The 25,443-nt window shown below is 72.2% G+C and carries 27 protein-coding genes; 12 read left to right on the top strand and 15 right to left on the bottom strand.

Features of this window, described 5'->3' with window-relative positions:
* Window positions 1-206 precede the first annotated feature (206 nt).
* From AB0J12_RS21270 to AB0J12_RS21235, 8 genes are all read right to left on the bottom strand, one after another.
* Window positions 207-1,376, bottom strand: a complete 1,170-nt coding sequence (locus AB0J12_RS21270; protein WP_363265879.1) for a hypothetical protein — start codon at window positions 1,374-1,376, stop codon at window positions 207-209.
* The gene (locus AB0J12_RS21265; RefSeq protein ID WP_363265878.1) at window positions 1,376-2,050 is read right to left on the bottom strand and encodes an RNA polymerase sigma factor; all 675 of its coding nucleotides are present in this window, start codon (window positions 2,048-2,050) and stop codon (window positions 1,376-1,378) included. The genes AB0J12_RS21270 and AB0J12_RS21265 overlap by 1 nt, the downstream gene beginning before the upstream one ends.
* Window positions 2,051-2,375: 325 nt before the next feature.
* Window positions 2,376-3,284: a hypothetical protein gene (locus AB0J12_RS21260; protein ID WP_363265877.1), complete on the bottom strand. Its 909-nt coding sequence runs from the start codon at window positions 3,282-3,284 to the stop codon at window positions 2,376-2,378.
* Window positions 3,285-3,362: 78 nt separating this feature from the next.
* The gene (locus tag AB0J12_RS21255) at window positions 3,363-3,995 is read right to left on the bottom strand and encodes an RNA polymerase sigma factor (RefSeq protein WP_363265876.1); all 633 of its coding nucleotides are present in this window, start codon (window positions 3,993-3,995) and stop codon (window positions 3,363-3,365) included.
* Between the two features lie 70 nt (window positions 3,996-4,065).
* Window positions 4,066-4,458, bottom strand: coding sequence for a hypothetical protein (locus tag AB0J12_RS21250; RefSeq protein WP_363265875.1), 393 nt, complete (start codon window positions 4,456-4,458; stop codon window positions 4,066-4,068).
* Window positions 4,459-4,666: 208 nt separating this feature from the next.
* Entirely contained in the window at window positions 4,667-5,092 is a 426-nt protein-coding gene (locus AB0J12_RS21245) for a hypothetical protein (RefSeq protein ID WP_363265874.1), read from the bottom strand.
* 143 nt (window positions 5,093-5,235) lie between these two features.
* Entirely contained in the window at window positions 5,236-5,796 is a 561-nt protein-coding gene (locus AB0J12_RS21240; RefSeq protein WP_363265873.1) for a hypothetical protein, read from the bottom strand.
* Between the two features lie 225 nt (window positions 5,797-6,021).
* The gene (locus AB0J12_RS21235) at window positions 6,022-7,629 is read right to left on the bottom strand and encodes a glycoside hydrolase family 20 protein (protein ID WP_363265927.1); all 1,608 of its coding nucleotides are present in this window, start codon (window positions 7,627-7,629) and stop codon (window positions 6,022-6,024) included.
* Between the two features lie 230 nt (window positions 7,630-7,859).
* Here AB0J12_RS21235 and AB0J12_RS21230 point away from each other — a divergent pair, with 230 nt between their 5' ends.
* From AB0J12_RS21230 to AB0J12_RS21190, 9 genes are all read left to right on the top strand, one after another.
* Window positions 7,860-8,453, top strand: a complete 594-nt coding sequence (locus AB0J12_RS21230; RefSeq protein WP_363265872.1) for a 2-oxo-4-hydroxy-4-carboxy-5-ureidoimidazoline decarboxylase — start codon at window positions 7,860-7,862, stop codon at window positions 8,451-8,453.
* Between the two features lie 267 nt (window positions 8,454-8,720).
* Window positions 8,721-9,101: a succinate dehydrogenase, cytochrome b556 subunit gene (sdhC, locus tag AB0J12_RS21225; protein WP_363265871.1), complete on the top strand. Its 381-nt coding sequence runs from the start codon at window positions 8,721-8,723 to the stop codon at window positions 9,099-9,101.
* A gap of 5 nt (window positions 9,102-9,106) precedes the next feature.
* A complete protein-coding gene (locus tag AB0J12_RS21220; RefSeq protein WP_363265870.1) occupies window positions 9,107-9,589 on the top strand; it encodes a succinate dehydrogenase hydrophobic membrane anchor subunit in 483 nt (160 codons plus the stop codon).
* 19 nt (window positions 9,590-9,608) lie between these two features.
* Entirely contained in the window at window positions 9,609-11,363 is a 1,755-nt protein-coding gene (gene sdhA / locus AB0J12_RS21215) for a succinate dehydrogenase flavoprotein subunit (protein ID WP_363265869.1), read from the top strand.
* Window positions 11,363-12,142, top strand: a complete 780-nt coding sequence (locus AB0J12_RS21210; RefSeq protein WP_363265868.1) for a succinate dehydrogenase iron-sulfur subunit — start codon at window positions 11,363-11,365, stop codon at window positions 12,140-12,142. Before sdhA ends, AB0J12_RS21210 begins: the two co-directional genes overlap by 1 nt.
* Before the next feature lie 322 nt (window positions 12,143-12,464).
* A complete protein-coding gene (locus AB0J12_RS21205; protein WP_363265867.1) occupies window positions 12,465-12,875 on the top strand; it encodes a VOC family protein in 411 nt (136 codons plus the stop codon).
* A gap of 84 nt (window positions 12,876-12,959) precedes the next feature.
* The gene (locus tag AB0J12_RS21200) at window positions 12,960-13,367 is read left to right on the top strand and encodes a hypothetical protein (protein ID WP_363265866.1); all 408 of its coding nucleotides are present in this window, start codon (window positions 12,960-12,962) and stop codon (window positions 13,365-13,367) included.
* 5 nt (window positions 13,368-13,372) lie between these two features.
* A complete protein-coding gene (locus AB0J12_RS21195; protein ID WP_363265926.1) occupies window positions 13,373-13,843 on the top strand; it encodes a DCC1-like thiol-disulfide oxidoreductase family protein in 471 nt (156 codons plus the stop codon).
* An 11-nt stretch (window positions 13,844-13,854) separates the two neighbouring features.
* Window positions 13,855-14,607 (top strand): TetR family transcriptional regulator, encoded by a 753-nt coding sequence (locus AB0J12_RS21190; RefSeq protein WP_363265865.1) that lies wholly within the window; start codon window positions 13,855-13,857, stop codon window positions 14,605-14,607.
* Window positions 14,608-14,646: 39 nt separating this feature from the next.
* On the opposite strand, the gene AB0J12_RS21185 is transcribed toward AB0J12_RS21190, so the two are convergent.
* The 3 genes from AB0J12_RS21185 to AB0J12_RS21175 all read right to left on the bottom strand — a co-directional run bounded on the left by AB0J12_RS21185 (window position 14,647) and on the right by AB0J12_RS21175 (window position 17,871).
* Window positions 14,647-16,188, bottom strand: coding sequence for an ABC transporter substrate-binding protein (locus tag AB0J12_RS21185; protein ID WP_363265864.1), 1,542 nt, complete (start codon window positions 16,186-16,188; stop codon window positions 14,647-14,649).
* Between the two features lie 167 nt (window positions 16,189-16,355).
* Entirely contained in the window at window positions 16,356-17,591 is a 1,236-nt protein-coding gene (locus AB0J12_RS21180; protein WP_363265863.1) for a metallophosphoesterase, read from the bottom strand.
* Between the two features lie 40 nt (window positions 17,592-17,631).
* Window positions 17,632-17,871, bottom strand: a complete 240-nt coding sequence (locus tag AB0J12_RS21175) for a hypothetical protein (RefSeq protein ID WP_363265862.1) — start codon at window positions 17,869-17,871, stop codon at window positions 17,632-17,634.
* A 91-nt stretch (window positions 17,872-17,962) separates the two neighbouring features.
* On the opposite strand from AB0J12_RS21175, the gene AB0J12_RS21170 reads away from it, so the two are divergent.
* Complete coding sequence (locus AB0J12_RS21170; protein WP_363265860.1) at window positions 17,963-19,231, top strand: D-alanyl-D-alanine carboxypeptidase; 1,269 nt, start codon at window positions 17,963-17,965, stop codon at window positions 19,229-19,231.
* On the opposite strand, the gene AB0J12_RS21165 is transcribed toward AB0J12_RS21170, so the two are convergent.
* Window positions 19,197-20,138 (bottom strand): YihY/virulence factor BrkB family protein, encoded by a 942-nt coding sequence (locus AB0J12_RS21165; RefSeq protein ID WP_363265859.1) that lies wholly within the window; start codon window positions 20,136-20,138, stop codon window positions 19,197-19,199. The two genes, AB0J12_RS21170 and AB0J12_RS21165, sit on opposite strands and share 35 nt — an antisense overlap.
* Window positions 20,139-20,261: 123 nt before the next feature.
* On the opposite strand from AB0J12_RS21165, the gene AB0J12_RS21160 reads away from it, so the two are divergent.
* On the top strand, window positions 20,262-21,614 hold the full coding sequence (locus AB0J12_RS21160; RefSeq protein ID WP_363265858.1) for an FAD-binding oxidoreductase: 1,353 nt from the start codon (window positions 20,262-20,264) through the stop codon (window positions 21,612-21,614).
* A gap of 29 nt (window positions 21,615-21,643) precedes the next feature.
* Window positions 21,644-22,399 carry a decaprenylphospho-beta-D-erythro-pentofuranosid-2-ulose 2-reductase gene (locus tag AB0J12_RS21155; protein WP_363265857.1) on the top strand — a complete coding sequence of 252 codons (756 nt, stop codon included), beginning with the start codon at window positions 21,644-21,646 and terminating at the stop codon, window positions 22,397-22,399.
* A gap of 25 nt (window positions 22,400-22,424) precedes the next feature.
* On the opposite strand, the gene AB0J12_RS21150 is transcribed toward AB0J12_RS21155, so the two are convergent.
* The 3 genes from AB0J12_RS21150 to AB0J12_RS21140 all read right to left on the bottom strand — a co-directional run bounded on the left by AB0J12_RS21150 (window position 22,425) and on the right by AB0J12_RS21140 (window position 25,089).
* Entirely contained in the window at window positions 22,425-22,997 is a 573-nt protein-coding gene (locus tag AB0J12_RS21150; protein ID WP_363265856.1) for a 2'-5' RNA ligase family protein, read from the bottom strand.
* A 182-nt stretch (window positions 22,998-23,179) separates the two neighbouring features.
* The gene (trpS, locus tag AB0J12_RS21145) at window positions 23,180-24,193 is read right to left on the bottom strand and encodes a tryptophan--tRNA ligase (protein WP_363265855.1); all 1,014 of its coding nucleotides are present in this window, start codon (window positions 24,191-24,193) and stop codon (window positions 23,180-23,182) included.
* 146 nt (window positions 24,194-24,339) lie between these two features.
* Entirely contained in the window at window positions 24,340-25,089 is a 750-nt protein-coding gene (locus AB0J12_RS21140; protein ID WP_363265854.1) for a VC0807 family protein, read from the bottom strand.
* Between the last annotated feature and the right edge of the window lie 354 nt (window positions 25,090-25,443).

Below are 25,443 nucleotides of genomic sequence, written 5' to 3'. Positions count from 1 at the left end.
CGCGGGTGGCAGGGAGAGTGAGACGGGCGCGGGCGGGACCGGGGGAACGTGCCCCGCCCGCGCCAGGTGCACGAGCCGTAGGTACGGGGGGAACCCCGGCTCAGTGCGACGGCCGATGACCAGTCGGCTCACTCATTACTGCGCCCCTGCGGCAGAAAACGTCACACCCTGCCCGAAAATTTTTCCACCAGTTGCATCACCGCAGGTCAGGGGGCGTGCGACGGGGTCGTCACGTGGCCGCTGCGGCCCTGACCCCGGCCGCCCGACGGGCCGTGACCGTGGCCTTGGCCGCCGGACGGGCCATGACCGTGGCCGCCGGATCCGCCGTGGCCGCCGCCGTCACCGCCCTGGCCGCTGCCTTTGCCGCCGTCTTCGCCTCCGGCCTTGGCGCCGCCGCTGTCACCACCGCTGTCACCACCGCTGTGCCCGCCTGTGCCGCCGCCCTGGTCACCGCCCTTGTCACCACCCTGGCCGCCGGTCTGGCCGCCGGCGCCTTTGCCGCCCTGGTCGGCGTTGCCGGTACCGCCCGCCGTGGCGCCGTGGCTGCCGCCCTTGCCGGACGAGCCCTTGCCCGCACCGGTGGAGCCGCGGCCACTGCCGCCCCGCGTGTGGCCCGCCCCGTCCTGACCGGAGCCGGCTCCGGGAGCGGCGAGGACCGTCCTGCAGTACGCGCCCACGCGCGGGGCACCGCCCGCCGCGGTTTCCAGGGCGCGCCGGCGGTCGCCGTCCAGCGCGCGGCCGCCCCGCAGGTCCTGGCAGGCCTCGGTGATCCGGCGCCGCGCGGCGTCCGCGCCACGGCCGTCGGCGGAGTCCGGGCCGCCCGCGGTGTCACGGTCGCCGTCGCGCGCGGTGCCGGAGCCCGCGGTGGTGCCGGCGGAGGCCGTTCCGGTGCCGTCCGGCGAGGGCGTGGCCGGCGGGTGCTCGCCCGTGGCGTCGGCCGACACCGACACGCGGGGATCGGGCTCGGCGCCGCCGAACGCCGGGAGCACCCCGGTCCCGGCCGCGACCGCGACGCCGCCGACCGTGCCGACGGCCACGACGGCACACAGCGCCAGCCGCAGCGGACGGCCCCAGCGGGCGCGACGGCCTGGCGGTTGCCCGGCGCCGAGCCGGACGACACCGTTGTCCGGGACGCGGGCGGCGTCGCCGGTGTGCGCGGTGCGCGCGGTGCGCGCCGCGCGGAAGGCGGCCAGGGCCGCGTTCTCGCCGGCGAGTCCGGTGTCGGCCTCCTCCGGTACGGCGGACAGCGCACCCAGGGCCCGGGCGAGCCGTTCGGCCTGCTCACGGGCGTCAGGGGGGACGGTGGCCGGCGGCTCGCCGCGCAGCAGACGCTCCGCCGTCTCGCGGTCCAGCCACCTGTACTGCTCGTCGGCCATCACATGTCCTTCTGCGTCCGCGCCCATCGTTGCGTCACACCGGCGGACGTCACCGCGCGGGCGCGCGGTTCTCTCTGCTGCGGCAGCGCGTCGAGCACGCCGGCCGATTCCGGATCGCCGTCCGGGCGCTCCCCGAGCAGCTCGGCGAGCTTCTTCAGGCCGCGGTGCGCGGCTGTGCGCACGGCTCCCGGCCGCTTGCCGAGGGTCTGTGCCGCGGTCTTGGCGTCGAGGCCGACGACCACACGCAGCACGACCGCCTCGGCCTGGTCCTGCGGCAGCCGGGCGATGAGGGACAGGGCGCGGTCGGTGGCCAGCGCCTCCATGGCCTCGCCCGCGGTGTCGGAGTCCGCGGGGCGGCCGGTCAGCTCGGTCTCGTCGCCGCCGACGGCGGGGCGGCGGCCGCGCATGCGTATATGGTCCAGCGCCCGGTTGCGCGCGATCCGCGCGGCCCAGCCGCGGAAGCGGTCGGCGTCCCCCTCGAAGCGCTCCAGATCGCGGGCGATCTGCAGCCACGCCTCGGAGGCGACGTCCTCCGCTTCGAGGTCGCCGACGAGCGTCCTGACGTATCCGAGCAGCCGTGGATGTACGGTGCGGTACACGGCACGGAACGCGGTCTCGTCCCCGTCCTGCGCCGCACGCACCGCGGCTGTCAGCTCCGCGTCGTCCCCCAGCACCCTGGTTCCTCGATCGATGGTCGCGGTTCAAGACCGCAGGTGGTCGCGGTGGTCCGGGCCCCCCGCGGTCCGGCGCGAAAGGCACGTTACGGCCTTAAACCGCTGCTCGTCCATGTCGGACCGGGATGCAACCATCTCGTGACGCGCACGGATGCCGACGGGGTGTGACAGAAAACGCACGCTCGGCGCTGTAGGAAGTACGGGCCGCCGCGCGGCCCGTGTCGCGCGACGGCCGGGGCCTCTCCTGTGGGGGGTGGCGGCCCCGGCCGTTGCCATGGCGGCACGGCACACCGGTGACAGCGGGGTTCACCTGCTCCCCGGTGGCCTATTTCTTCGCTTTCTGCGTCTTCCCGCTTCCGCCGTGCGGCTGAGTGGCCTGGTCGTCCGGCCGGCCGCTGTGTTCCGTGCCGTGGCCCGGCTGGGTGGGCCGGTTCGCCGCGGTGGGGTGGGCGGCCGGGCTCGCGCCCGGGTGCCCGAGCTGCTCGGCGCAGTACGCCTCGACCCGGTTCGCGCCGCCCGCGGCCGCGACGAGCCGCTGCCAGGCCGTGGCGTCGAGTGTCTTGCCGTTGTCCCGGACCTGCTGCCAGGCGCGGCAGTGGGCCTCGGTGTCCTGAGCCGTCCCGGGCCGGTCGGGGCGTCCGGGCGGTCCGGTGCGGGGCAGGCCGGCGGGGGTGCCGGGCGCCGTGGCGGCGGACGTTTCCGCCGCGTTGCCGGGGGCGCCGGTGGCGGACCGTGATCCGCGCCGCCCGCCGTCCGGGCCGCCGGGGCCGTCGGAGGGGGAGTCGGGAGTGCCGATCGCCGCGAAGGCGACACCCCCGAGGGTGAGGCTCGCCGCCAGCACGGACAGCACGGCCTTCAGCGAGCGCCGGGGGCGCCGGGGGCGGGGCTGCCAGTCGTCACGCCGCCGGGTGCCGGCCCGGTGGGCGCCCGAGTCCCGCGCCGCACGGAACGCGGCCACAGCGCGCTGCTCGGCATCCGGATCGACCTCACGGCTCAGGATCGCGGCGGCCAGCAGGTCCTCCAGCGCGAGCCGGTCGCCCCCGGCCGCGGGCGCGCCGGACGGCGGCGGGGAGCCGGGCGTGCCGCGGTCGCCGGACGGCGGCGGGGAGCCGGGCGTGCCGCGGTCGCCGGACGGCGTCGGGACGCCGTCGGCGGCGTGAGTCGCGGACGCGGGCGCGCCAGGGTGGGTGTGCCGGCGAGTGTGCGGCTCGCCGCCCCTGTGCGTGTCACCCATGTCCGTGTCCGTCCCTCTCCGTCCGGCCCGCTTGGCCGGACCCCTGCTGTGGGGTGTACGGCCTGCCGCCGCCACCGTTCATTTCGACTCCCCCAGCGTCCGGGAAGCCTCATCCGTCACACCTTCGCCCGCCGGGGCCGCCACGCCGAGCTGCCGGGCGAGTCGCCGCAGCCCCCGGTGGGCGGCGGTGCGGACCGCGCCCGGGCGTTTGCCGAGGACCCGTGCCGCCGCGGGGCCGTCGAGCCCGACGACGACCCGCAGCAGCACCGCCTCGGCCTGGTCGCGGGGCAGTTCGCGCACGAGGGCGAGGGTCTGCTCGGTGGAGAGCGACTCCAGCGCCTGGTCGTGCGTGCTGTGCGGCCCGGGCAGCTCCAGCAGCTCCGCGTCCAGGGCCGCCGGGCGCGGCCGTGAGCGCCGGCGGCGCAGATGGTCCAGCGCCCGGTGCCGGGCGATGGTGGCCGTCCAGCCGCGAAAGCCCGCGCCGTCGCCCTTGAATCGCCCGAGGTCGCGGGCTATCTCCAGCCAGGCGTCGGAGGCCACGTCCTCGGCGTCCTCCCCCACCAGGCCGCGCAGATAGCCGAGCAGACCGGGCTGCACGATCCGGTACGCGACCGCGAAAGCGGCCTCGTCACCCGCCTGGGCCCGTGCGACCGCCGCGCCCAGCTCTCCGTCGTACGCCTGCGCACGCCGGGATTTGCCTCCCTGGCCCAAGACCGCCCTCGTTCGTCGTCCACGCCTCCACGGTCATCAGCGTCGTGGCTCACGGAAGTGTCACAGCATGTCAGACGGCCGCCCGCCGGGCCCGGCCGTGCAGGGTGAGATAGAAGGTCTGCAGCGAGTCCTCGGGGGCGCCCACCGAGAAGCGGTTGAGGACCTTGCCGAGGGGGTTCCAGACCCGGCCGTCGGGCATCCGCACCCCGACCGCCTGCCCGAAGCAGCCGCGCTGATCGGCGTCGAGGTCCACCCAGGCGGCGCCCGCCCGGCGCACGAGGACCTCACCGACGTAGGCGCCGAGCCCGAACAGCGTGCCGGCCACGCGCTCGCGGTCGGCGCCGCCCTTGCGCAGTCCGTCGACGATGAAGTCCACGACGCGCAGGCTGCGCACGGAGTAGTCGAGCGGCAGCCGATGGCTGGTGCTCGCACGGGCGACGAAGGCCGCCGCGTGCGATCGCATCCGGCGTGCGTACGGCCCGCGTTGGTGCGCGGTGTCCATGGGCTCCCCCTCGCTCGGTCCCGGGAGGAACCCCGTGGCTCCCCCCGACTACCAAGCGGATGCCGGACCTTGGGCGTCACGGGCCGCAAGGGTGTGCATGGCCACAGCGAAACCGGGCGCGGGCGTACGGCCTTCGCGGCGCTCGTACGTCGGGGCGTGCCGGGCGGTGTCAGTCGGGCGTCGTCGCGTCCCGGCACAGCAGGCGCAGGGAGCCGTGGCCCGCGTAGGTGCGGTGGGCCTCGTCCATCGGATCCCAGAGCTTGCCGTCGGGGGTGCGCACCCAGTGGTCGCCGCCGCTCGTCCACCACTCGGCGCCGGCCTGGCGGACGATCACCTCGCCGGCGTAGGCGCCGAATCCGCGCAGCACGGTCGCCACGGCGGCTTCGGGGGCGCCCTCGCGCCGTATCTCCTCGATCATCCGGTCGACGCGCCACAGGCTCTGCGCCGAATAGTCGAGGTGGAGGCGGGCGCCCTCGCGCATGGTGGCCACCACGTCGGCCGCCCACCGTGCGGGTTTGGCGGCGGCCTGCGGTCTGCCGTCCTGCCCGGGCGTCCGCTGGTGCCAGGTCGTGTGCTGGTGGCTAACAGTCGTCACGTACCCAAGAGCGCGCCGGGCCGGTGCGGTGTCACGGGGTTTCCGGGGTGTTCGGCGAACCGGCGCGAGTCCGCCCCAGCGCCCCCGCACGACGGTCACAGGACCCGCCCGGCGCGGCGGGTTTCAAGGAGCCGTTACGGGGTTCAGGCCCGTCCGCGGGACCGGCGTGAGACCACCGCGCGCAGCACCCGGCGGCCCTCGGTGGAGACGTCCAGCGCCCGGCGCAGGCCGGACGTGCCGTGTTCGGCGAGGACTTCGAGGACGGTGACCTGGCGGCGCAGCTCGGCGGCGACCAGCGGGGAGATGCCGTCGGTACGGCCCTGGCGGCGCGCGTCGACGCCGGAGGTGTCCTCGGTGGGGTCGAGCAGCCGGTGGATCTGCAGCGAGGCGACCGAGCAGGCGTCCGCCCACACCCGCACCTGCGGCGCGAACCGTTCGCCGGGCGCGGCGGCGAGCATCCGCTGGGCCAGCAGGGTCGCCTCGTCGCCGGCATCGGCGGACAGCGCGAGCTTGCCGCGTGCCGCGTCGAGCAGGTCGCCCCAGGCGCCGCCGGCGTCGGCCGTGCCGTCCGCGAGATTGCCCCACAGGGGCCGCAACGTCTCGTCGTCGCCGCCCAGCAGGGGCAGGCACCGATCCAAACAAGCCAGTCCGCTCGCGGCCAGCCCGCGTTCGTCAGCTTGCGAGATGAGGACCACCAGGCTCATCCACGCCTCCCTCGACGGGGCGCCATCCCTTACGGAGCCCGTACTTCCCCTTACTGCGTGCGACGCCCGCGCAGTGTCACAGGGGTACCACACCGAACCGGTCGAGGAAGGCGAAGCAGGTATTTTCGGCCAGCGGACCGGGCCACCGCGCAGGCGCTTCCCTGACGTACCCGAACAGGACGGGCACCCCGTGCACGGCCCGCCGCAGCCGGTCCGGGGAACGGATCAGCCGAGCCTGGCGGCCAGGGACTTGAACTGTGTCCAGGACAGAGCGGGCCTGCCCGGGTTCCAGAGCTTCTGCGCCGTCGCCCGCAGCGGCATCCGGATGCCGGCCGCGACCTGGTCCTGGGTCTGGGCGTGGGGGAAGTCGCCCCAGACGGCGAACGAGCCGCCGAGGATCTGCCCGTCGTAGCGGGCGGGGACCGGCTGGGTGCCGCGCAGCACGCGCGGACTCCACTCCTCGTAGATGCGCTGCCCGGTCGGGTAGAAGAACTGGTTGGGCTGCCCGAGGACGTAGTAGAGGTACGTGTCGTTGTAGTTGATCACCTTGCGGCCCGCGCTCAGGTACTCCACGGGCTGCCGGGCCCCGATCTCCTTGCCGGTCCAGTACGCCACCTGGAGATCGCCGGCGGGCCGCACCGACGTCCCCCGGTAGAAGCCGTCGTTCCAGGCGCGCAGGGTGCGGTCGTGGGCGCGGACGGTGTCGGCGCGGTCGTCGAGCCAGCCGGTGGCGAGGTCGGCGATGGTGGCGGAGGGGCCGTGGGCCTCGCGGGCGGCGGCCGCGAGCTGCGGGTAGCTCGCCGCGGGGTTCTTCGCCATCAGCGCCTGGTACTCGTCGCCGCCGAGGTTCCATTTGTCTCCGGGGAACACGTCGGCGTACTCGTCGAGCAGGTCGTCGACGATCCGGGCGGCCGCGTCCTCGGAGACGTCGACGGCGCCGCGCGCCACGTTGCCGCGCGCGCTGACGAGCTTCAGATCGGGGTGGGCGGCGATCACGGCGCCGAGGTGCCCCGGCGAGTCGATCTCCGGCACGACGGTGATGTGCCGGCTCGCGGCGAGCTGGACGATCCGCTTGACCTGCGCCTTGGTGAGGTGGTCCGGGGAGACGATCTCCGGGTGGCTGCCGGACTCGATCCGGAACCCCTGGTCGTCGGAGAAGTGCAGCCCCAGCTCGTTGAACTTCAGATCGCCGAGCTCGCGGATGCGGTCCTCGATCCAGCCGGCGGTGAACGGCTTGCGCGCGATGTCAAGCATGAACCCGCGCACCGGCTTCGCCGGCTCGTCGCGCACCACACCCTCCGGCGCGCTGCCCGCCCCGCGCACCTCCTGCTTCAGCGTGCGGGTGCCGTAGAAGACGCCCGCCTCCCCGGGCCCGCTGATCACCACCCGCCCGCCGCGCACGGTCATGGTGTACGACTCCGGGTTGCCGCTCTCGCCGCCGCCGAGCGCCAGTCGTACGTCACCGGCGCGCACGTCGTCGCGCCGCCCGCCGTAGGCGAGCCCCAGCTCACCGGCGATCAGCCTGCCCTCGTCGGCCAGCTCGGCATCGCTGACGACGACCCGGGAGCCGTGTGCGGGACGCCAGCCCGGTCCGCGCGCCGGGGTGTGCGCCCGCACCGCCGGGATGGTGCGCGGGGCGGTGGACAGCGCGGAGGAGCGGGTGGGGCCGGGTGCGGCGGAGGGCCTGCCGGACGCCGTCCGGCCGGCTGACGCGCCGGACCCGGCCTCGGAGGGCCGCGCCTGTGCCGTCGGGCCGCCGGAGGGCCCGCCGCCCGCCGAGGCCCACACCCCGACGCCGACGCCGAGCGCGACGGTCCCGGCGATCGCCGCCACGACGACGAGCCGCCCCTGCCTGTTCCGCGTGCTGGGCCTGTTGTGCCTGCTGTGCTTGCGCCTGTGCTGGCTCACCCCGCCAACGTACGACTCCGCACGGCGCGCACCGCGTCCGGCCCGTCCCCGGGAGTGTCCACCTCACATCCCGACACTCTCCCGTGCGGGTGAAATCCGGGTATCCGTCGGACACACCGTGACCATTGTCGATAACGTGGTGTCACATCTCTCACATGATCCCCTGCCGACCCACACATCACCCACGCCGAGGACTCACGCTGCCCGCGCACCGTCTTCCCCGTCTCCCCGGCAACGTCGCCATACCGACACTGCCCGAGCAGCCGCGCGTCCCGCGGCCGCCGGCCGGTCTGGGGGTCTTCAACGACGCGCCCGCCGACCAGGCCGTGCGCGCCCTGCTGCGCTGCCTGCGCAGCCTGCGCTGGGCTCGCCGCATCGCCGACCACCGGCCGTTTCCCACGCTGGACGCCCTGCTGGCCGCGTCCGACGAGGCCGCCTACGACCTCGCCCCCACGGACCTGACGGAGGCGCTGACCGCGGAGGCCCTGCCGCCGCTCCCCGCCGACACCTATGGAGCGGCCCACACGGCCCTGACGGCGGCGAACGCGGCCTACGAGGCCAGATTCGGACACACGTTCGTCATCTGTCTGGACGGCGCTCCGCCCACGGAGGCCCTGGATCACGTCCTGGAAGCCATCCGGTCACGATTGGCGAACGACCCCGAGGAGGAACGGGTGGTGGCGGCGGAGGAACTCCGCCGCCTGGCGAAGGAACGTCTGGCGTCGCACGTCAGGAACGCGGGGCTGTAGTCCGATGTGCGGCGTCCGCCGCGTGGCCTCGACCGGCCACCACTGACAGCCGGCACCCGGCAAAGCACCGCAAAAGCCCCACCTCAGGGGCCCCACTAGCCCACCCGTACCTCTTTACGTGCCAGTTTGATCACACCGGGGGACCCCGGCGAGGCTCAGCGCCAGCGCGTCGCTACGATGCTGGGGGCCGGTGGACCGTACCCGGCCGGGCCCGACCGACACCCGAAGCCGGCGCGGCCCCAACCCCCGCTCCCGGAGGAAACTTCCGTGCCGGCTGGAACGCTGTACCGCGGCCGGGAAGGAATGTGGTCCTGGGTGGCTCATCGAGTCACCGGCGTCCTCATTTTCTTCTTCCTGTTCGTTCACGTGCTGGACACCGCCCTCGTCCGTGTCTCTCCCGAGGACTACGACAAGGTCGTATCCACCTACAAGACGCCGATCGTCGCCTGCCTTGAGTACGGCCTCGTCGCGGCCATCCTCTTCCACGCGCTCAACGGCCTCCGCGTCATCGCCGTCGACTTCTGGTCCAAGGGCCCGCGCTACCAGAAGCAGATGCTCTGGACCGTCGTGGGCATCTGGATCGTGCTGATGATCGGGGCGATCTACCCCGTCCTCGGCCACGCCGCTCGTGTTCTGTTCGGGAGCTGACGCGCATGTCCACCACTGAAACCACCGCTTCGGGTATCGGGCCGGTCGAGGGCGGAGCCGTCTACTCCGTCGACAACCCGGCGCCCTTCATCGAGGCCCCTCGCAAGCGCACCAAGAAGACCCCGAAGTCGACCCGGGGCAACTTCGAGATGGCGGCCTGGCTCTTCATGCGCCTGTCCGGCGTCGTGCTGGTCGTCCTGGTCATCGGCCACCTGCTGATCCAGCTGGTGCTGGACGGCGGCGTGTCCAAGATCGGCTTCGCCTTCGTGGCCGGCCGCTGGGCCTCGCCGTTCTGGCAGGTCTGGGACCTGCTGATGCTCTGGCTGGCGATGCTGCACGGCGCCAACGGCCTGCGCACGGTCATCAACGACTACGCGGAGCGCGCGAACACCCGCCTGTGGCTCAAGGGCCTGCTCTACACCGCCACGGTGTTCACCATCCTGCTGGGCACGCTGGTGATCTTCACCTTCGACCCGAACATCCGCTAGGCACGGGGCTGCGAGAATCATGAAGATCCACAAGTACGACACCGTCATCGTCGGCGCCGGTGGCGCCGGTATGCGGGCCGCCATCGAGGCGACCAAGCGCAGCCGCACGGCCGTCCTGACGAAGCTCTACCCCACCCGCTCCCACACGGGCGCCGCGCAGGGCGGCATGGCCGCCGCGCTGGCGAACGTGGAGGAGGACAACTGGGAGTGGCACACCTTCGACACGGTCAAGGGCGGTGACTACCTGGTCGACCAGGACGCCGCCGAGATCCTGGCGAAGGAGGCCATCGACTCGGTCCTCGACCTGGAGAAGATGGGCCTGCCGTTCAACCGGACCCCGAACGGCACCATCGACCAGCGCCGCTTCGGCGGTCACTCGCGCAACCACGGCGAGGCGCCGGTCCGCCGCTCCTGCTACGCGGCCGACCGCACCGGCCACATGATCCTCCAGACGCTGTACCAGAACTGCGTCAAGGAGGGCGTGGAGTTCTTCAACGAGTTCTACGTCCTGGACCAGCTGATCACCGAGGTCGACGGCGTCAAGCGCTCGGCCGGTGTCGTGGCGTACGAGCTGGCCACCGGTGAGATCCACGTCTTCCAGGCGAAGTCCGTGATCTACGCGTCCGGCGGCTGCGGCAAGTTCTTCAAGGTGACGTCCAACGCGCACACCCTGACCGGTGACGGCCAGGCCGCGGTGTACCGCCGGGGCATCCCGCTGGAGGACATGGAGTTCTTCCAGTTCCACCCGACCGGCATCTGGCGCATGGGCATCCTGCTCACCGAGGGTGCCCGCGGTGAGGGCGGCATCCTGCGCAACAAGGACGGCGAGCGCTTCATGGAGAAGTACGCGCCCGTCATGAAGGACCTGGCGTCCCGTGACGTCGTCTCGCGCTCGATCTACACGGAGATCCGTGAGGGCCGCGGCTGCGGTCCCGAGGGCGACCACGTCTACCTGGACCTCACCCACCTCCCGCCGGAGCAGCTGGACGCCAAGCTGCCCGACATCACGGAGTTCGCGCGCACCTACCTCGGCATCGAGCCGTACACGGACCCGATCCCGATCCAGCCCACCGCGCACTACGCCATGGGCGGCATCCCGACGAACGTCGAGGGTGAGGTCCTGGCGGACAACACCACCGTCGTCCCGGGCCTGTACGCGGCCGGCGAGGTGGCCTGCGTGTCCGTGCACGGCGCCAACCGTCTGGGCACGAACTCCCTGCTGGACATCAACGTCTTCGGCAAGCGGGCCGGCATCGCCGCCGCGGAGTACGCGCAGAAGGCGGACTACGTCGAGCTGCCGGAGACCCCCGAGTCCCTCGTCGTGGAGCAGATCGAGCGTCTGCGCAGCTCGACCGGCACCGAGCGGGTGGCGGAGCTGCGGCGCGAGCTGCAGGACACCATGGACGCCAACGTCATGGTGTTCCGCACCGAGCAGACGATCAAGACGGCCGTCGAGAAGATCGCCGAGCTGCGTGAGCGCTACAAGAACGTGGCGATCCAGGACAAGGGCAAGCGGTTCAACACGGACCTGCTGGAGGCCATCGAGCTGGGCAACCTGCTCGACCTGGCCGAGGTCATGGCGGTGTCCGCGCTGGCCCGCAAGGAGTCCCGTGGCGGTCACTACCGCGAGGACTACCCGAACCGCGACGACGTCAACTTCATGCGCCACACCATGGCGTACCGCGAGGTCGGCGCCGACGGGACCGAGTCCATCCGTCTCGACTACAAGCCGGTCGTCCAGACCCGCTACCAGCCGATGGAGCGTAAGTACTGATGGCTACCCCTGTTCTGGACAAGGACGAAGCGGCCGGCCGGCCCGAGCCCGGTTTCGCCGACTCCCCCTACATCACCGTCACGTTCCGGGTCCGCCGGTTCAACCCGGAGGTCTCGGCCGAGGCGACCTGGGAAGACTTCCAGCTGGAGATCGACCCCAAGGAGCGCGTCCTCGACGGCCTCCACAAGATCAAGTGGGACCTGGACGGCACGCTGACCTTCCGCCGCTCCTGCGCCCACGGCATCTGCGGCTCCGACGCGATGCGGATCAACGGCAAGAACCGTCTGGCGTGCAAGACGCTGATCAAGGACATCAACCCGGAGAAGCCGATCACGGTCGAGCCCATCAAGGGCCTGACGGTCCTGAAGGACCTCGTGGTCGACATGGAGCCGTTCTTCCAGGCGTACCGGGACGTGATGCCCTTCCTGATCACGAAGGACACCAACGAGCCGACGCGTGAGCGTCTGCAGTCCGCCGAGGACCGCGAGCGCTTCGACGACACCACGAAGTGCATCCTGTGCGCCGCGTGCACGTCGTCCTGCCCGGTCTTCTGGAACGACGGCCAGTACTTCGGCCCGGCGGCCATCGTCAACGCGCACCGCTTCATCTTCGACTCGCGTGACGAGGCCGGCGAGCAGCGCCTGGAGATCCTGAACGACAAGGACGGCGTCTGGCGCTGCCGCACGACGTTCAACTGCACCGACGCCTGCCCGCGCGGCATCGAGGTCACGAAGGCGATCCAGGAAGTGAAGCGCGCGCTGATCACGCGCCGCTACTGACCTTCCCGCCGGTCGCCCGGCTCGGCCCCGAGGGCCCCGTTTCCGACTCCGGAAGCGGGGCCCTCGCCGCGTCCGGGGCGGCTGCTCCGTGCAACGCGGGCGTATCCGGTCCCGCATGTCGGCGGGCATCCCCGGTTCCGTGTATCGCGGAGGTATCGGAATTCGCATACGGCACGGCAACGGCCCTCCGTCTGGAACCTTCCAGCGCGGAACGGAACGCGTCCGCACCGACCAGCACGCATCGCGCCGGTCGGCGGAAGGCGGACGGGACCCTCGGGCGTTTTTGTCGGGTTTCCTCACTGACGCGCTCTAATGTGACGACATGTCTGACGAAGAGTCGTACGAGCTGCTCGGGTTCGACAACGTCGTGTTGCCTGTCGGGGAGCTCGGGGAAGCCGTGGGGTTCTACGAGCGGGCCGGGTTCGTCGTCGGGTTCCGGCTGGACGAGGCCGGGATCGCGCTGCTGAAGGTCGGCGGGGAGACGCCGGGTGTGCTGCTGCGGCAGGAGGACGCGCTGGGGCACCGGTCGCCCGCGTGGCCCACCCCGCGGGTGTGGGTGGAGGTACCCGATGCGCGACTCGCCGCGCTGCGGCTCGTCGGGGCCGGGATCACGCCACTGGAGATGCCCTTCGCCGTGGCCACCGGGTGGACCGTGGAGATCGCCGACCCCTGGGGCAACGTCATCGGGTTCACGGACTACAGCAAGCGGCCGGAGCTGGCGCGCCGGGGCTGAGCCGACCCAGAGTTGAACACGTTCAAAAACAGGTCTACAGTCATCACTGTCAGCGTTTTGAACGCGTTCAAGAAGGGGTGGGGCATGGACCGCACCGTCATCGCCTACGTCATCTACCTGGTCGTCAGCATCGGGCTGACCGTCTGGGTGGCCCGGACCCTCAGCCGCAACGGGCGGATCTTCCTGGCCGACGTCCTGCACGGCAACGAAAAGCTCGCCGAGGCCGTCAACCACCTCCTGGTCGTCGGCTTCTACCTCGTCAACCTCGGTTTCGTCGCCCTGTACCTGAGCGGCGACGAAACCATCGAGGACACCCGCGGCATCTTCGAGGCCTTGTCCACCAAGATCGGCGTGGTCCTGCTCGTGCTCGGCGTGATGCACCTGGGCAACGTGTACGTGCTCAACCGGATCCGGCGGCGCGGCGTGATGGAGCGCGAGCAGGTGCCGCCCGTCCCGCCGCAGGGCTGGGTGGCGCCGAGCACCGGGGCGTGAGCGTCGTGACCGGCGCACCGGCACTGCGCGGGCTCACCGTCCTGTACGACGCCCGGTGCGCCCTGTGCACGTTCCTGCGGGACTGGCTCACACGGCAGCCGCAGCTGGTGCCGCTGGAGCTGGTCCCCGCCGGGTCGGTCGAGGCCCGGCGGCGCTTCCCGGGCCTCGACCACGGGGCCACGCTCGAGGAGGTCACCGTCGTCGGCGACGGCGGCCAGGTCTACCGGGACACCGCCGCCTGGATCGTCGTACTGTGGGCCCTGCGCGAGCACCGCCCGCTCGCCCACCGCCTCAGCACCCCGGCGGGCGCGAAACTCGCCCGGGGTGCCGTGCTCGCCGCCGCCAAGTGGCGGGGCCGGCAGCAGGGGTGGGGCGGCCGGGTGTACCGGCGCGGCGACGGGTGGTCGTACGAACCCGGGGCCGGCTGGACGTACGACCCACCCGGCTGTGACGACGGCGCCTGCGCCACTGACTAGGCTCTGGTGTCGTGCCCGCCAAGAACGACAGCCCGCATGAGGGCCCCGTGACCCCGAAGTCCGAGAAGTCGGAACAGACCCGTGCGCTGATCCTGGAGACGGCGATGCGGCTGTTCCAGGAGCGGGGCTACGACAAGACGACCATGCGGGCCATCGCCCAGGAGGCCGGTGTCTCCGTCGGCAACGCCTACTACTACTTCGCCGGCAAGGAGCACCTGATCCAGGGCTTCTACGACCGGATCGCCGCCGAGCACCAGGCGGCGGTCCGCGGCGTCCTGGAGCGGGAGAGCGACTTCGAGGCGCGGCTCGCCGGCGTGCTGAGGACGTGGCTGGACGTGGCGGCGCCGTACCACGAGTTCGCGGTGCAGTTCTTCAAGAACGCCGCCGACCCGGACAGCCCGCTCAGCCCCTTCTCGCAGGAGTCGGAGCACGCGCGCGAGGAGGCGATCAGCGTCCACCGGGAGGTGCTGCGCGGGGCGGTGAAGACGAAGGTGCCCGAGGAACTGCGCGAGGCCCTGCCCGAGTTGATGTGGCTCGCGCAGATGGGGCTCGTGCTGTACTGGATCTTCGACCGGACCCCGGGCCGCGAGCGCAGCTACCGGCTCGCCGAGCGGGGCGCGCGCATCACCGCGCGGGGCGTGGCGCTGGCCCGCTTCCGGGTGCTGCGCCCGCTGGTGCGCGAGGTCCACGAGCTGTTCACGGACTTCCTGCCGGGCATGACGAAGATGCTGCCGGCGCCGGGGGGCGAGGACCGGGCCCGGTGATCGGGGCCCGGCCCTCGTCGGCCTCTCGACGGAATACCGTCAGATCCACGTCAGCTGCCACAGCCGGAACACGCCGTTGCCGTCGGACAGGTACTGGCCGCCGCTGACGTCCACCTTCGTGACCACGTACTCCTTGCTCTGCCACAGCGGGATCACCGGCACGTCGTCGGCGATCCGTCCCTGCAGCCGGCGGAAGTCCACGGCGGAGCGGCTGCGGTCGGCGTACTGCTGCGAGGCGCGGATCAGGGCGTCGACCGTCGTGTCGCCGTAGCCGGTGTTCATGGTGGCGTCGCTGCCGATGAGCGGGCTCGTGAAGGTGTCCGGGTCCGGGTAGTCGGCGACCCAGCCGACGGCGTACGCGTCGAGCTTGCCGGTCGCCCAGTGCTTCTGGAAGTCCGTCCACTCATAGCCCTTGACGTCGACCTGGAACAGGCCGCTCGCCTCCAGTTGCCGCTTGAGCTCCTTCGCCTCCTGCTCGGCGGCGCCGCTGCCGATGCCGTAGCCGTAGGTGAAGCGGACCGGCAGGCTGACGCCGGCCTCGGTGAGCAGCTTCCGCGCCTCGGCGGTGTTCTGCTTGGGGTAGCTGTCGAAGAACGACGCGGTGTGGCCGATGATGCCGGTCGGGATCAGCGAGTACAGCGGCTCCACCGTGCCGTCGTAGACGTCGCCGGCGAGCTGCTCGCGGTTGATCAGCCAGGCCACGGCCCGCCGCACGCGCGCGTCGTGCAGCGGGGCGCCCTTGTGGGTGTTGAAGTACAGGTTGCGGGTCTCGGAGCTGTCGGCCTCGAAGACGCGCTGGCCGGGGTCGCTGGCGTTGAGCCCGGCGAGGACCTCCGGCGGCAGCTGGCGGGTGGCGACGTCGACCTGCTTGGCCTTCCAGGCGCCCTGCAGGGCCGTCGGGTCCTTGTAGTAGCGCAGCTCGATGGGCGCGCCGGTGTTCTTGATGGCGCCCCGGTAGCGGGAGTTGGGCTTCAGGACGGCCTTACCGTCCTTGGTGTACGACGCCAGCTCGTACGGTCCGGTGCCGTCGACGGCGGTGCCTTCGCGCAACGCGTCGGCCGGGTACTGCTCGGCGTCGACGATGGAACCGGCGCCGGTGGCCACCTTGAACGGGAAGGTGGCGTCCGGTGTGGACAGATGGAAGGTGACCGTGCGGCCCTGGGCGTCCACCGAGGCGAGCGTGGACAGCAGGGACCCCGGACCCACATCCGAGTTGATCTTCTTGATGCGGTCGAAGGAGAACTTCACGTCCTTCGCACTCACCGCGCGGCCGTTGGGGAACGACAGGTCGTCCCGCAGTTCACAGCGGTAGGTGCGCAGGCTGCCCGCGACGAAGGAGCAGCTCTTGGCCGCGTCCGGCACGGGTTGCGTACCGCCCGGCTCATAGGTCAGCAGCGACTGGAAGACGTTGCTGAACAGAGCCCAGGAACCGGCGTCGTAGGCTCCGGCCGGGTCGAGTGACGTGATGGTGTCCGTCGTACCGACCACGATCGTCTTGTTCTTGTCGTCCTGTGACGGCAGCATCTGCCAGCCGATCACACCGACGGCCGCCAGGACGAGTACGGCCGCCAGAACGCGCATGCGAGGTGATCGCATGGTCGTGTTGCCCTCCCACGGGCCCGATCAGGGCCCCCTGTGCATGTGCCACTCCCCCAAGTGGCGGCCACTCCCCTATTAGTGGCGCGGCTCAATTAATCACAGGAGTTTCATGTGAGGGAAGAGGATTTGGTTGATTCGTGAAGGTTCGTTCAGGCGTGCCGTGAGGCCAGTTCGATCACCGTGATGTCCGAGGGAGCGCCGACGCGGGTCGGCGGACCCCAGGCGCCGGCGCCGCGGCTGACGTACAGCTGGGTGTCGCCGTAGCGCTCCAGACCCGCCACGGTCGGGTTGGCGGCCGCCGCGACGAGGTTGCCGGGCCAGAGCTGGCCGCCGTGGGTGTGGCCGGAGAGCTGCAGGTCGACGCCGTGCCGGACGGCCTCGTGGATCTGCACCGGCTGGTGGGCGAGCAGCACGCACGCGCGCGCGGTGTCCCGGTCGCCGAGGGCGCGGGTGAAGTCCGGGCCGTGGCCCTCGCTCTCGCCCTGTACGTCGTTGACGCCGGCGAGGTCGAACCACGGCATCTCGGTGCGGGCGTTCTCCAGGGGGTGCATGCCGAGCCGCCGGACCTCCTCGACCCAGCTTGCGGCGCCGGAGAAGTACTCGTGGTTGCCGGTGACGAAGTACGCGCCGTGCCGTGCCCTCAGCCGGGCGAGCGGCGCCGCGGCCGGGCCGAGGTCCTTGACGCTGCCGTCGACGAGGTCGCCGACGACCGCGATCAGGTCGGGCTGGGTGGCGTTGACCGTGTCGACGACCTTCTGGGCGAAGCCGCGGCCCAGGATCGGGCCGAGGTGGATGTCGCTGACCACGGCGATCCGGTAACCGTGCGCGGCGCGCGGCAGTTTGGCGAGCGGCACTGTGACGCGCTTCACGCTCGGGCCGCGCAGCACGCCGTAGGTGCCGGATCCGACGGTGCCGACGGCCGCGGCGGCCGCCGCGCCGGCGACGACGCGGGAGACGACCAGACGGCGGGAGGGATCGGCGGCGGGCGTGGGCGGCTCCGCGGGCTCCGGGAGCGTGGCCGCGGGGGCGGATTCCGGCCGCGGTACGGCAGCCCCGGCTCTCCCGCGCCGCCGCGGCAGCCGCAGGAGCAACGGCCGTAGCAGCTCGCCCGCGAGGACGGCCAGCAGCAGGTAGATGGACAGGGCCAGCCACAGGAAGCCCGGCCAGGCAAGGACGCGCTGGAGCCAGAAGGGGGCGCCGGTGCGTTCGGCGACGAGCGCGCCGACGGCCAGCGCCCAGCCGCCCGCGATCAGGACGGCGCCCAGGCGGCGGGTGCGGCCGGGACCCTCGGTCGTGTCGCGGAACAGGCGCCGCCACACGTACCAGTTCGCCGACACGACGACGGCCAGTGCGAGCAGCGCCACCAGCGCGAAGACGATGACCACCGTGCGTGTCCCCCGTTGCTGTCCGGTTCCGGCCGGTCGGTTATGACATGCGGCGCAGTGCGCGCACTCCACGCAACCCGATGACTCCGATGGCCGTCCCCAATACGAAGGAAACGACCGCGAGCAGCAGGTGCACCCAGAAGTACGCCGTCGGGTGCCCGTCGTCGAAGGCGAGCCCGCTGCTGTCCTTGATCAAATTCTTGATGAAAGTGACCCAGATGACGAGGCTCCAGACCCCGAAGGCGAGCAGGAACCACGAGACCCGGCGGCTGAGCTTCATACCTCCAGTATCGCCGCCGGGTGTCCGGTTCCGTGTCCGGGGTGGGGGGCGGGGCGGGACTTCGACGGGCGCGGGAGGTACGTTCTGCGTCGTGCCCGCTCACCGCAGGACCCGCAGGCGATCCCTGCTGGTCACCTCCGCGACCCTGTTGTCCCTCGCGCTGACCGCGCCGGCGGCCCTCGCGGCCCCGGCTCCCCCGCCCAGTCCGTCCGTCACACCCCCCGCGTCCATGTCCCAGGTGGGCGGCGCGCAACTCGGCCGGCCGGGTACGCAGGTCAACCTGGCCGCCGGTGTCCCGGTGCTGCCCAAGGACGTCACCGCGCGTTCCTGGATCGTGGCCGACGCCGAGTCGGGTGAGGTGCTGGCCGCGCACAACGCGCACTGGCGGCTGGCGCCGGCGAGCACGATGAAGATGCTGTTCGCGGACACGGTGCTGCCGAAGTTCCCCGCCTCCACACAGCACAAGGTGGTGGCGGCCGACCTGGCGGGCATGGGCGCCGGCTCCAGCCTGGTCGGGATAAAGGAGAACGAGACCTACACGGTCCACGACCTGTGGCTCGGTGTCTTCCTGCGCTCCGGCAACGACGCGGTGCATGTGCTGTCGTCGATGAACGGCGGCGTCGAGGCCACCGTGAAGGAGATGAACCAGCACGCCGAGGAGCTCCAGGCGCTCGACACGCACGTGCTCAGCCCCGACGGCTACGACGCGCCCGGGCAGGTCTCCTCGGCCTACGACCTGACGCTGTTCGCCCGTTCCGGGCTGCAGAAGAAGGACTTCCGCGAGTACTGCTCGACGGTGAAGGCCGAGTTCCCGGGCGGGACGAAGAAGGACAAGTCGGGCAAAGTCATCCGTCAGCCCTTCGAGATCCAGAACACCAATCGCCTGCTGAGCGGCACCGACCACGACGTCCCCGTCTACCAGGGCATCGCGGGCGTGAAGAACGGCAACACCACCAACGCGGGCGCCACCTTCACCGGCGTCGCCGAGCGGGGCGGGCATGTGCTGCTCGTCACGGTGATGCACCCGGAGAAGAGCGAGCACAACGAGGTCTACAAGGAGACCGCGCGGCTGCTCGACTGGGGCTTCCAGGCGGCCGGGAAGGTGCAGCCGGTGGGTGAGCTGGTGGCGCCCAAGAGCGTGAGCGGCGCCGCCCAGCCCGGCGCGACGGCCTCCTCCGGCACGGCGGGCGGCACCGCGTCCGGCGGGGTCTCGGGCGGCAGGGCGGCGGCGAGCGCCGCGACCGCGAGCGGCTCCAGCGGCATGGGGATCGCGTTCGGCATCGCCGGCGGGGTGCTGGTGCTGCTGGGCGGCGGCGCGTTCGTCGTCAACCGCCGTTGGCCGGCGGGGCGTCGGCGCTGACGCCCTCGCTCTCGTCGGCGCCGGCGCCGTCTTCCTCGTCGACTCCGACGCCCTCCTCCTCCTTGCTGCGCGTCGCCGTCCACGCGGCGCAGTACAGCAGCAGCTTGCAGGTGAAGTTGATCCACAGCAGCAGGGCGACGGGGACGCCGAACGCGCCGTACATGCTCTTCGCGGCGACGCCCTGGATGTAGCCGCTGAGCAGCAGCTTGAGCAGTTCGAAGCCGACCGCGCCGAGCAGGGCGGCGACCGTCAGGCGGTGGCGTGTGGGCTCCACGCCGGGCAGCAGGGTCAGCACGTACAGCAGGAGCAGGAAGTCGGCGAGGACGGCGACGGCGAACGCGGCGACGCGCAGCAGGGCGCTGCCCCAGCCGTGTTCGTCGAGGCCGGCCTGGTGGGCGAGCCGGCCGACGGCGGCGGAGGCGACGGTGGAGGCGGCGAGCGTGACGAGCACCGCGCCGCCGAAACCGAGCAGGATGCCGCCGTCCTTCGCCCTGCTCACCAGAGGGTTCTCCGCCGTGTCCGGCAGCTCCCACACCGCGCGCAGGCAGTCCCGCATCTGGCCGACCCAGTTGATGCCGGTGAACAGCAGCACCGCGCCGGCGATGAGGCCGACGGTGCCGGCGTTGTCCACCAGGCCCTTGATGTCGAGTTGGTCGGAGATGCCGGGGACCTGCTGGGCGATCTTGCTCTCGAGGGTCTTCTGCTGATCCTCGCCGAGGGTGGCGGCGGCGACCGCGGCGGCGACCGTGAGCAGCGGGAAGAGCGAGACGAAGCTGACGAACGTCATCGCGGCGGCCAGCCGTGTCCACTTCACGCGGTCCAGCCGCTCGTACGACCGCCACGCGTGCGTCGTCATCAGCCGCTTCAGGGGCGGTCCGATGACGGGGAGTCCTGTCAGCCAGTCCATGCTCGTGATCTCCCCTGGCTACGGCCCGGTGATGCACGGCCGTTGTCTCACTTATCACCCATTTCGTTCAGAGTCGGGATGTTAGTAAACTACCGCCGCATTTAGTGTCGATAGCGTCTTTTCATGGCAACCGACACCGTGCCCGTCACCGGGTGGGGCCGCACCTCCCCCACCACCGCCCGGCTGATCCGCCCCCGCGACTACGCACAGGCCGTGGCCGCCGTCCGCGACTGCGGGGCCCGCGGAGGCATCGCGCGCGGGCTCGGCCGGGCCTACGGGGACGCGGCACAGAACGCCGGCGGCTGCGTGTTCGACATGACGGGCCTGGACCGCATCCATGTCGTGGACGCCGACGACGGGACCGTGCTGTGCGACGCCGGGGTCTCCCTGCACCGGCTGATGCAGGTGCTGCTGCCGCTCGGCTGGTTCGTCCCGGTCGTCCCCGGCACCCGCCAGGTGACGGTCGGCGGGGCGATCGCCGGCGATGTGCACGGCAGCGACCACCCCGTCGCGGGCGCCTTCTCCCGCCACGTGCTGTCCTTCGAACTCCTCACCGCCGACGGCTCCGTGCACACCGTCGGCCAGGGCACCCCGCTGTTCGACGCGACCGTCGGCGCTCTGGGCCTGACAGGGGTGATCCTCACCGCCAGGCTCCGGCTGCCGCCCGTCGAGACGGCCCTGATGTCGGTCGGCACCGAACGCGCCCGTGACCTCGACGAGGTGATGGCCCGCCTGGCGAACGCCGCCCGGCGCCACCGCCACGCCACCGCCCGGATCGACCTGCTCGCCCGCGGCGCGGCCACCGGCCGGGGCATCGTCACCCACGCCGACCACGCGCCGGCGGCCGCCCTGCGCCCGGGCACGCGCACGTGGCGTGAACCGCTGGCCTTCCGCCCCCGCCGGCTGCCCGCCCCGCCCGCCTTCCTCCCCACGGGACTGCTCGGCCGCACCACCGCCGCGCTGACCGGTGAACTCCGGCACCGCAGGGCGGCACACGCGCGTACCGAACTGCGGCCGATCCCCGCCTTCTTCCACCCCCTGGACGGCGTGCCGCACTGGAACCGCGTCTACGGGCGCGGCGGCCTCGTGCAGTACCAGTGCCTCCTCGGATACGGCGAGGAGGACGCCCTGCGCCGGATCGTGCGCCGCCTCGGCGCGCACCGCTGCCCGTCCTTCCCGGCCGTGCTGAAGCGCTTCGGGGAGGCCGGGTCGGGCTGGCTGTCCTTCCCGGCGCCGGGCTGGAGCCTCGCCCTGGACCTCCCGGCGCACCTGCCCGGCCTAGCCGCCCTCCTCGACGGCCTGGACGAGGAGGTCGCCGCGGCGGGCGGCCGGGTCTGCCTGGCCAAGGACGCCCGGCTGCGCCCGGACCTGCTCACCGCGATGTACCCGCACGTGGCCGACTTCCGCCGGCTGCGCGCGGAGCTCGACCCGGGCGGGGTGTTCACGTCCGACCTCGCCCGCCGCCTGAGCCTGTAGACACCCCTCGCCACCTCCAGGAGCCATTCGTGAAGGACGCCTTCGGTCTTCCCCAGTCCCTGCTCGTCCTCGGCGGCACGTCCGAGATCGCGCTGGCCACCGCGCGCCGGCTGATCGCCCGCCGCACCCGCACGGTGTGGCTGGCCGGGCGCCCCTCCCCCGGCCTGGAGCGGGCCGCCGAGAGCCTGCGCGCCCTCGGCGCCGACGTGCGCACCGTCGCCTTCGACGCGCTCGACTCCGAGGCCCACGAGACGGTCCTCGGCAAGGTGTTCGCGGAGGGCGACATCGATCTGGTGCTGCTCGCCTTCGGGGTGCCCGGCGACCAGGCGCACGACGAACGCGAGCCGTCCGCCGCGGTGCGCGTCGCGCAGACCAACTACACCGGCGCCCTCAGCGCGGGCCTGGTCAGCGCCCGCGCCCTGCAGGGCCAGGGGCACGGCTCGCTCGTCGTGCTGTCCTCCGTGGCCGGCGAGCGGGCCCGCCGCTCGGACTTCATCTACGGCTCCAGCAAGGCCGGCCTGGACGCCTTCGCGCAGGGCCTCGGCGACGCGCTGCACGGCACCGGCGTGCACGTCATGGTCGTACGGCCTGGGAGCGTGCGGACCGCGCAGACGGGCGAGCGGGAGGAATCACCGCTCGCGACGACGCCGGAGGCGGTCGCCGCCGCCATCGAACTCGGCCTGCGCCGCCGCTCGGAGACGGTGTGGGTGCCGGGCACCCTGCGCGTGGTGATGACGGCGCTGCGGCACCTGCCGCGGGGGATGTTCCGCAGGCTGCCGTTCTAGGAGGCGCCGCTTGGGGCGACGCCCTCTAGCGCAGGGAGCCCTGTTCGACGCTGCCGGCCTGGGGCGGGACCACCGCGCCGCCGAAGGTGAACTCGCGCAGCTTGCGCCACACCCCGTCGGCGCCCTGCTCGTACAGGGCGAAGCCGGTGCAGGACCAGTCGGCCGCGTAGTCGGCGAGCTCGGCGTAGGCGCGGTCCATGGCGGCGTCGTCGATGCCGTGCGCCACCGTGACGTGCGGGTGGTAGGGGAACTGCAGCTCCCGCTCGATGGGACCGGAGCCGTCCCGGACCTGCTGCTGGAGCCGGGTGCACTCCTGGGCGCCCTCGACGACCTTGACGTACACGACCGGGGACAGCGGGCGGAAGGTGCCCGTGCCCCTCAGCCGCATCGGGAAGGGGCGGCCGGCCGCGGCGACCCGGGCGAGGTGGGCCTCGACGTCCGGCAGGGCGGCCTCGTCGACCTCGGTCGGCGGCAGCAGCGTGACATGCGTGGGGATGCCGTGGGCAGCGGCGTCACCGAAGCCCGCGCGCAGCTGTTGGAGCAGGCTGCCGTGAGGCTCCGGGACCGCGATCGACACGCCGATCGTTACGGTCCCCACGTCGTCTCCTGTCGTCGTGCTGTCCCGGCGGGTCCGGGGCAGGGGTGGCTGCCGCGGCAGCCATCGGTTATCGACTGTACGGCTGCCGCCGCGGTGTTGCGCGGGTCCGGACGTGTGCTGTACGGCTCACCGCGCAGGGTGAGCCGCCGTACCGTCTCCGCTTCGGTGTCGTGCCGGCCGGGTCAGTGCTTGGCCGGCAGGAATCCGACCTTGTCGTAGGTCTGCGCCAGCGTCTCCGCGGCCACGGCACGCGCCTTCTCCGCGCCCTTGGCGAGGATCGAGTCCAGCGTCTCCGGGTCGTCCAGGTAACTCTGGGTGCGCTCCCGGAACGGCGTCACGAACTCGACCATGACCTCCGCCAGGTCCGTCTTGAGCGCGCCGTAGCCCTTGCCGTCGTACTTCTCCTCCAGCTCGGTGATACCCGCCCCGGTGAGGGTCGAATAGATGCTGAGGAGGTTCGACACGCCCGGCTTGTTCTCCGGGTCGAAGCGGATGACGGTGTCGGTGTCGGTGACGGCGCTCTTGACCTTCTTCGCCGTGGTCTTCGGCTCGTCGAGGAGGTTGATGAGGCCCTTCGGCGTGGACGCCGACTTGCTCATCTTGATCGACGGGTCCTGAAGGTCGTAGATCTTCGCCGTCTCCTTGAGGATGTACGGCCTGGGCACGGTGAAGGTCTCGCCGAAGCGGCCGTTGAAGCGCTCGGCGAGGTCACGGGTCAGCTCGATGTGCTGGCGCTGGTCCTCACCGACCGGCACCTCGTGCGCCTGGTACAGCAGGATGTCGGCGACCTGCAGGATCGGGTACGTGAACAGGCCGACGGAGGCCCGGTCGGCGCCCTGCTTGGCGGACTTGTCCTTGAACTGGGTCATGCGGGAGGCCTCACCGAAGCCGGTGAGGCAGTTCATGACCCAGGCGAGCTGGGCGTGCTCGGGCACGTGGCTCTGCACGAAGAGGGTGCAGCGGTCCGGGTCCAGGCCGGCGGCGAGCAGCTGGGCGGCGGCGAGGCGGGTGTTGGCACGCAGGTCCGCCGGGTCCTGCGGGACCGTGATCGCGTGCAGGTCGACGACCATGTAGAAGGCGTCATGGGACTCCTGCAGGGCCACCCACTGGCGCACGGCGCCGAGGTAGTTGCCGAGGTGGAACGAGCCGGCGGTGGGCTGGATGCCGGACAGCACGCGGGGTCGATCAGAGGCCATGGGGCCATTCTCTCAGAGCGGGTGGGCCGGACGGGAACCGGTCGGAAACAGGTGGGAACCGGATCGTCGCGCAGTGTGCAACAAGATCGTCCTACGGTGAGACGAAGGACACAGTGCGCGCCCCCCGGTCCGGGCGGCGGCTGCCGCTACGCCTGCGCGGCGGTCATGGCTGCCGCGTGCTGCTCGCCCTTGCGGCGGGCCCGCTTGCCGTAAGCGGCCGTCCACAGGGCGAGGGCACCGAGCACGCCGTAGATCAGGACGGGGCTCAGGGTGACCATGGTGTCGGTGCTCAGCGTGCAGGCCAGCGCGATGCGCACCCCGGCCTCCAGGCAGTAGGCCACGCCCCAGACCGTCGTCATGGTCCGCAGGGTCGTGCGGAAGCCCGCGTACTCCCACAGGCCGTTCCACCAGGCGGTGCTCGCGGCCGTGCCGTCGGTGGCGAACTTGCGGCCGAAGTAGAACATCAGCGGGCGCGGCGCCAGCAGCGTGACCAGGCACAGCAGACCGAACAGGCCGGTGACGGCCGAGTCCTTGATCAGCAGGGACAGGGCCGAGCGGGGGCCGACGACCGAGACCACGGCTGTGATCACCAGGAACACCAGGGTCACGACGGCGAACTCGTCGAAACGGCGCCGCCAGGCCAGGTGGACGGCGCTGTCGAGCACCGGCCAGGCACCGCTCGCGAGCAGCGCGGCGAACTCGCTCCAGCCGTGGTCGCGCAGGGCGTTGTAGGTGAGGATCGGGGCGGCCACGTTGAGCCCGATCGTGAGGGCCCAGCCGCCCAGGGCGGCAGCCCGGGACCGGGCGGGCGGCGCCGGGCGGTCCCCGGCCGGTGGAGCCGGGCTGTCCGGCGCGGTGGGCGTGCCTGGTGCGGTGGTGGCGTCCTGAGCGGTCATCGTTCCCCCGATGCGTGTGTGACGCGGCCGAATGCCGCGTGTGCAGGCGTCCCGGGGCCGCGGTTCGATGCGGTACGGCGGGTGGTCGGTGCGCGGCGGCCGGCCGGGAGCGGGCTTGATCATTCATGACCGCGATCGGCTTGCGCAATAGGTGGCGGAACCTCCGCCTACGACGAAACGGGGGACGCCGGGGGCCGGGCGGTGCATCGGAAGGGGGACGTGCGCCGGGCGGACCGTGGCCCGGGCCGGTGCCGGGCCCGTCCGGTGCACCGCCCGGCCCCCGGCGTCCCCCGTTTCGACGTAGGCGGAGGTTCCGCCACCTATTGCGCAAGCCGATCGCGGTCATGAATGATC

This window comes from Streptomyces sp. NPDC049915 (assembly GCF_040656475.1).
Classification (GTDB): domain Bacteria; phylum Actinomycetota; class Actinomycetes; order Streptomycetales; family Streptomycetaceae; genus Streptomyces.
This window is presented reverse-complemented; position numbering and strand designations above follow the sequence as displayed.

Bases quoted from the DNA above. Each gene is read 5' to 3' on its own strand.
- AB0J12_RS21270 (WP_363265879.1), bottom strand. From the start codon at position 1,376: ATGGCCGACGAGCAGTACAGGTGGCTGGACCGCGAGACGGCGGAGCGT.
- AB0J12_RS21260 (WP_363265877.1), bottom strand. From the start codon at position 3,284: ATGGGTGACACGCACAGGGGCGGCGAGCCGCACACTCGCCGGCACACC.
- AB0J12_RS21250 (WP_363265875.1), bottom strand. From the start codon at position 4,458: ATGCGATCGCACGCGGCGGCCTTCGTCGCCCGTGCGAGCACCAGCCAT.
- AB0J12_RS21240 (WP_363265873.1), bottom strand. From the start codon at position 5,796: ATGAGCCTGGTGGTCCTCATCTCGCAAGCTGACGAACGCGGGCTGGCC.
- AB0J12_RS21230 (WP_363265872.1), top strand. From the start codon at position 7,860: ATGATCCCCTGCCGACCCACACATCACCCACGCCGAGGACTCACGCTG.
- AB0J12_RS21220 (WP_363265870.1), top strand. From the start codon at position 9,107: ATGTCCACCACTGAAACCACCGCTTCGGGTATCGGGCCGGTCGAGGGC.
- sdhA (WP_363265869.1), top strand. From the start codon at position 9,609: ATGAAGATCCACAAGTACGACACCGTCATCGTCGGCGCCGGTGGCGCC.
- AB0J12_RS21210 (WP_363265868.1), top strand. From the start codon at position 11,363: ATGGCTACCCCTGTTCTGGACAAGGACGAAGCGGCCGGCCGGCCCGAG.
- AB0J12_RS21205 (WP_363265867.1), top strand. From the start codon at position 12,465: ATGTCTGACGAAGAGTCGTACGAGCTGCTCGGGTTCGACAACGTCGTG.
- AB0J12_RS21200 (WP_363265866.1), top strand. From the start codon at position 12,960: ATGGACCGCACCGTCATCGCCTACGTCATCTACCTGGTCGTCAGCATC.
- AB0J12_RS21185 (WP_363265864.1), bottom strand. From the start codon at position 16,188: ATGCGCGTTCTGGCGGCCGTACTCGTCCTGGCGGCCGTCGGTGTGATC.
- AB0J12_RS21175 (WP_363265862.1), bottom strand. From the start codon at position 17,871: ATGAAGCTCAGCCGCCGGGTCTCGTGGTTCCTGCTCGCCTTCGGGGTC.
- AB0J12_RS21165 (WP_363265859.1), bottom strand. From the start codon at position 20,138: ATGGACTGGCTGACAGGACTCCCCGTCATCGGACCGCCCCTGAAGCGG.
- AB0J12_RS21160 (WP_363265858.1), top strand. From the start codon at position 20,262: ATGGCAACCGACACCGTGCCCGTCACCGGGTGGGGCCGCACCTCCCCC.
- trpS (WP_363265855.1), bottom strand. From the start codon at position 24,193: ATGGCCTCTGATCGACCCCGCGTGCTGTCCGGCATCCAGCCCACCGCC.
- AB0J12_RS21140 (WP_363265854.1), bottom strand. From the start codon at position 25,089: ATGACCGCTCAGGACGCCACCACCGCACCAGGCACGCCCACCGCGCCG.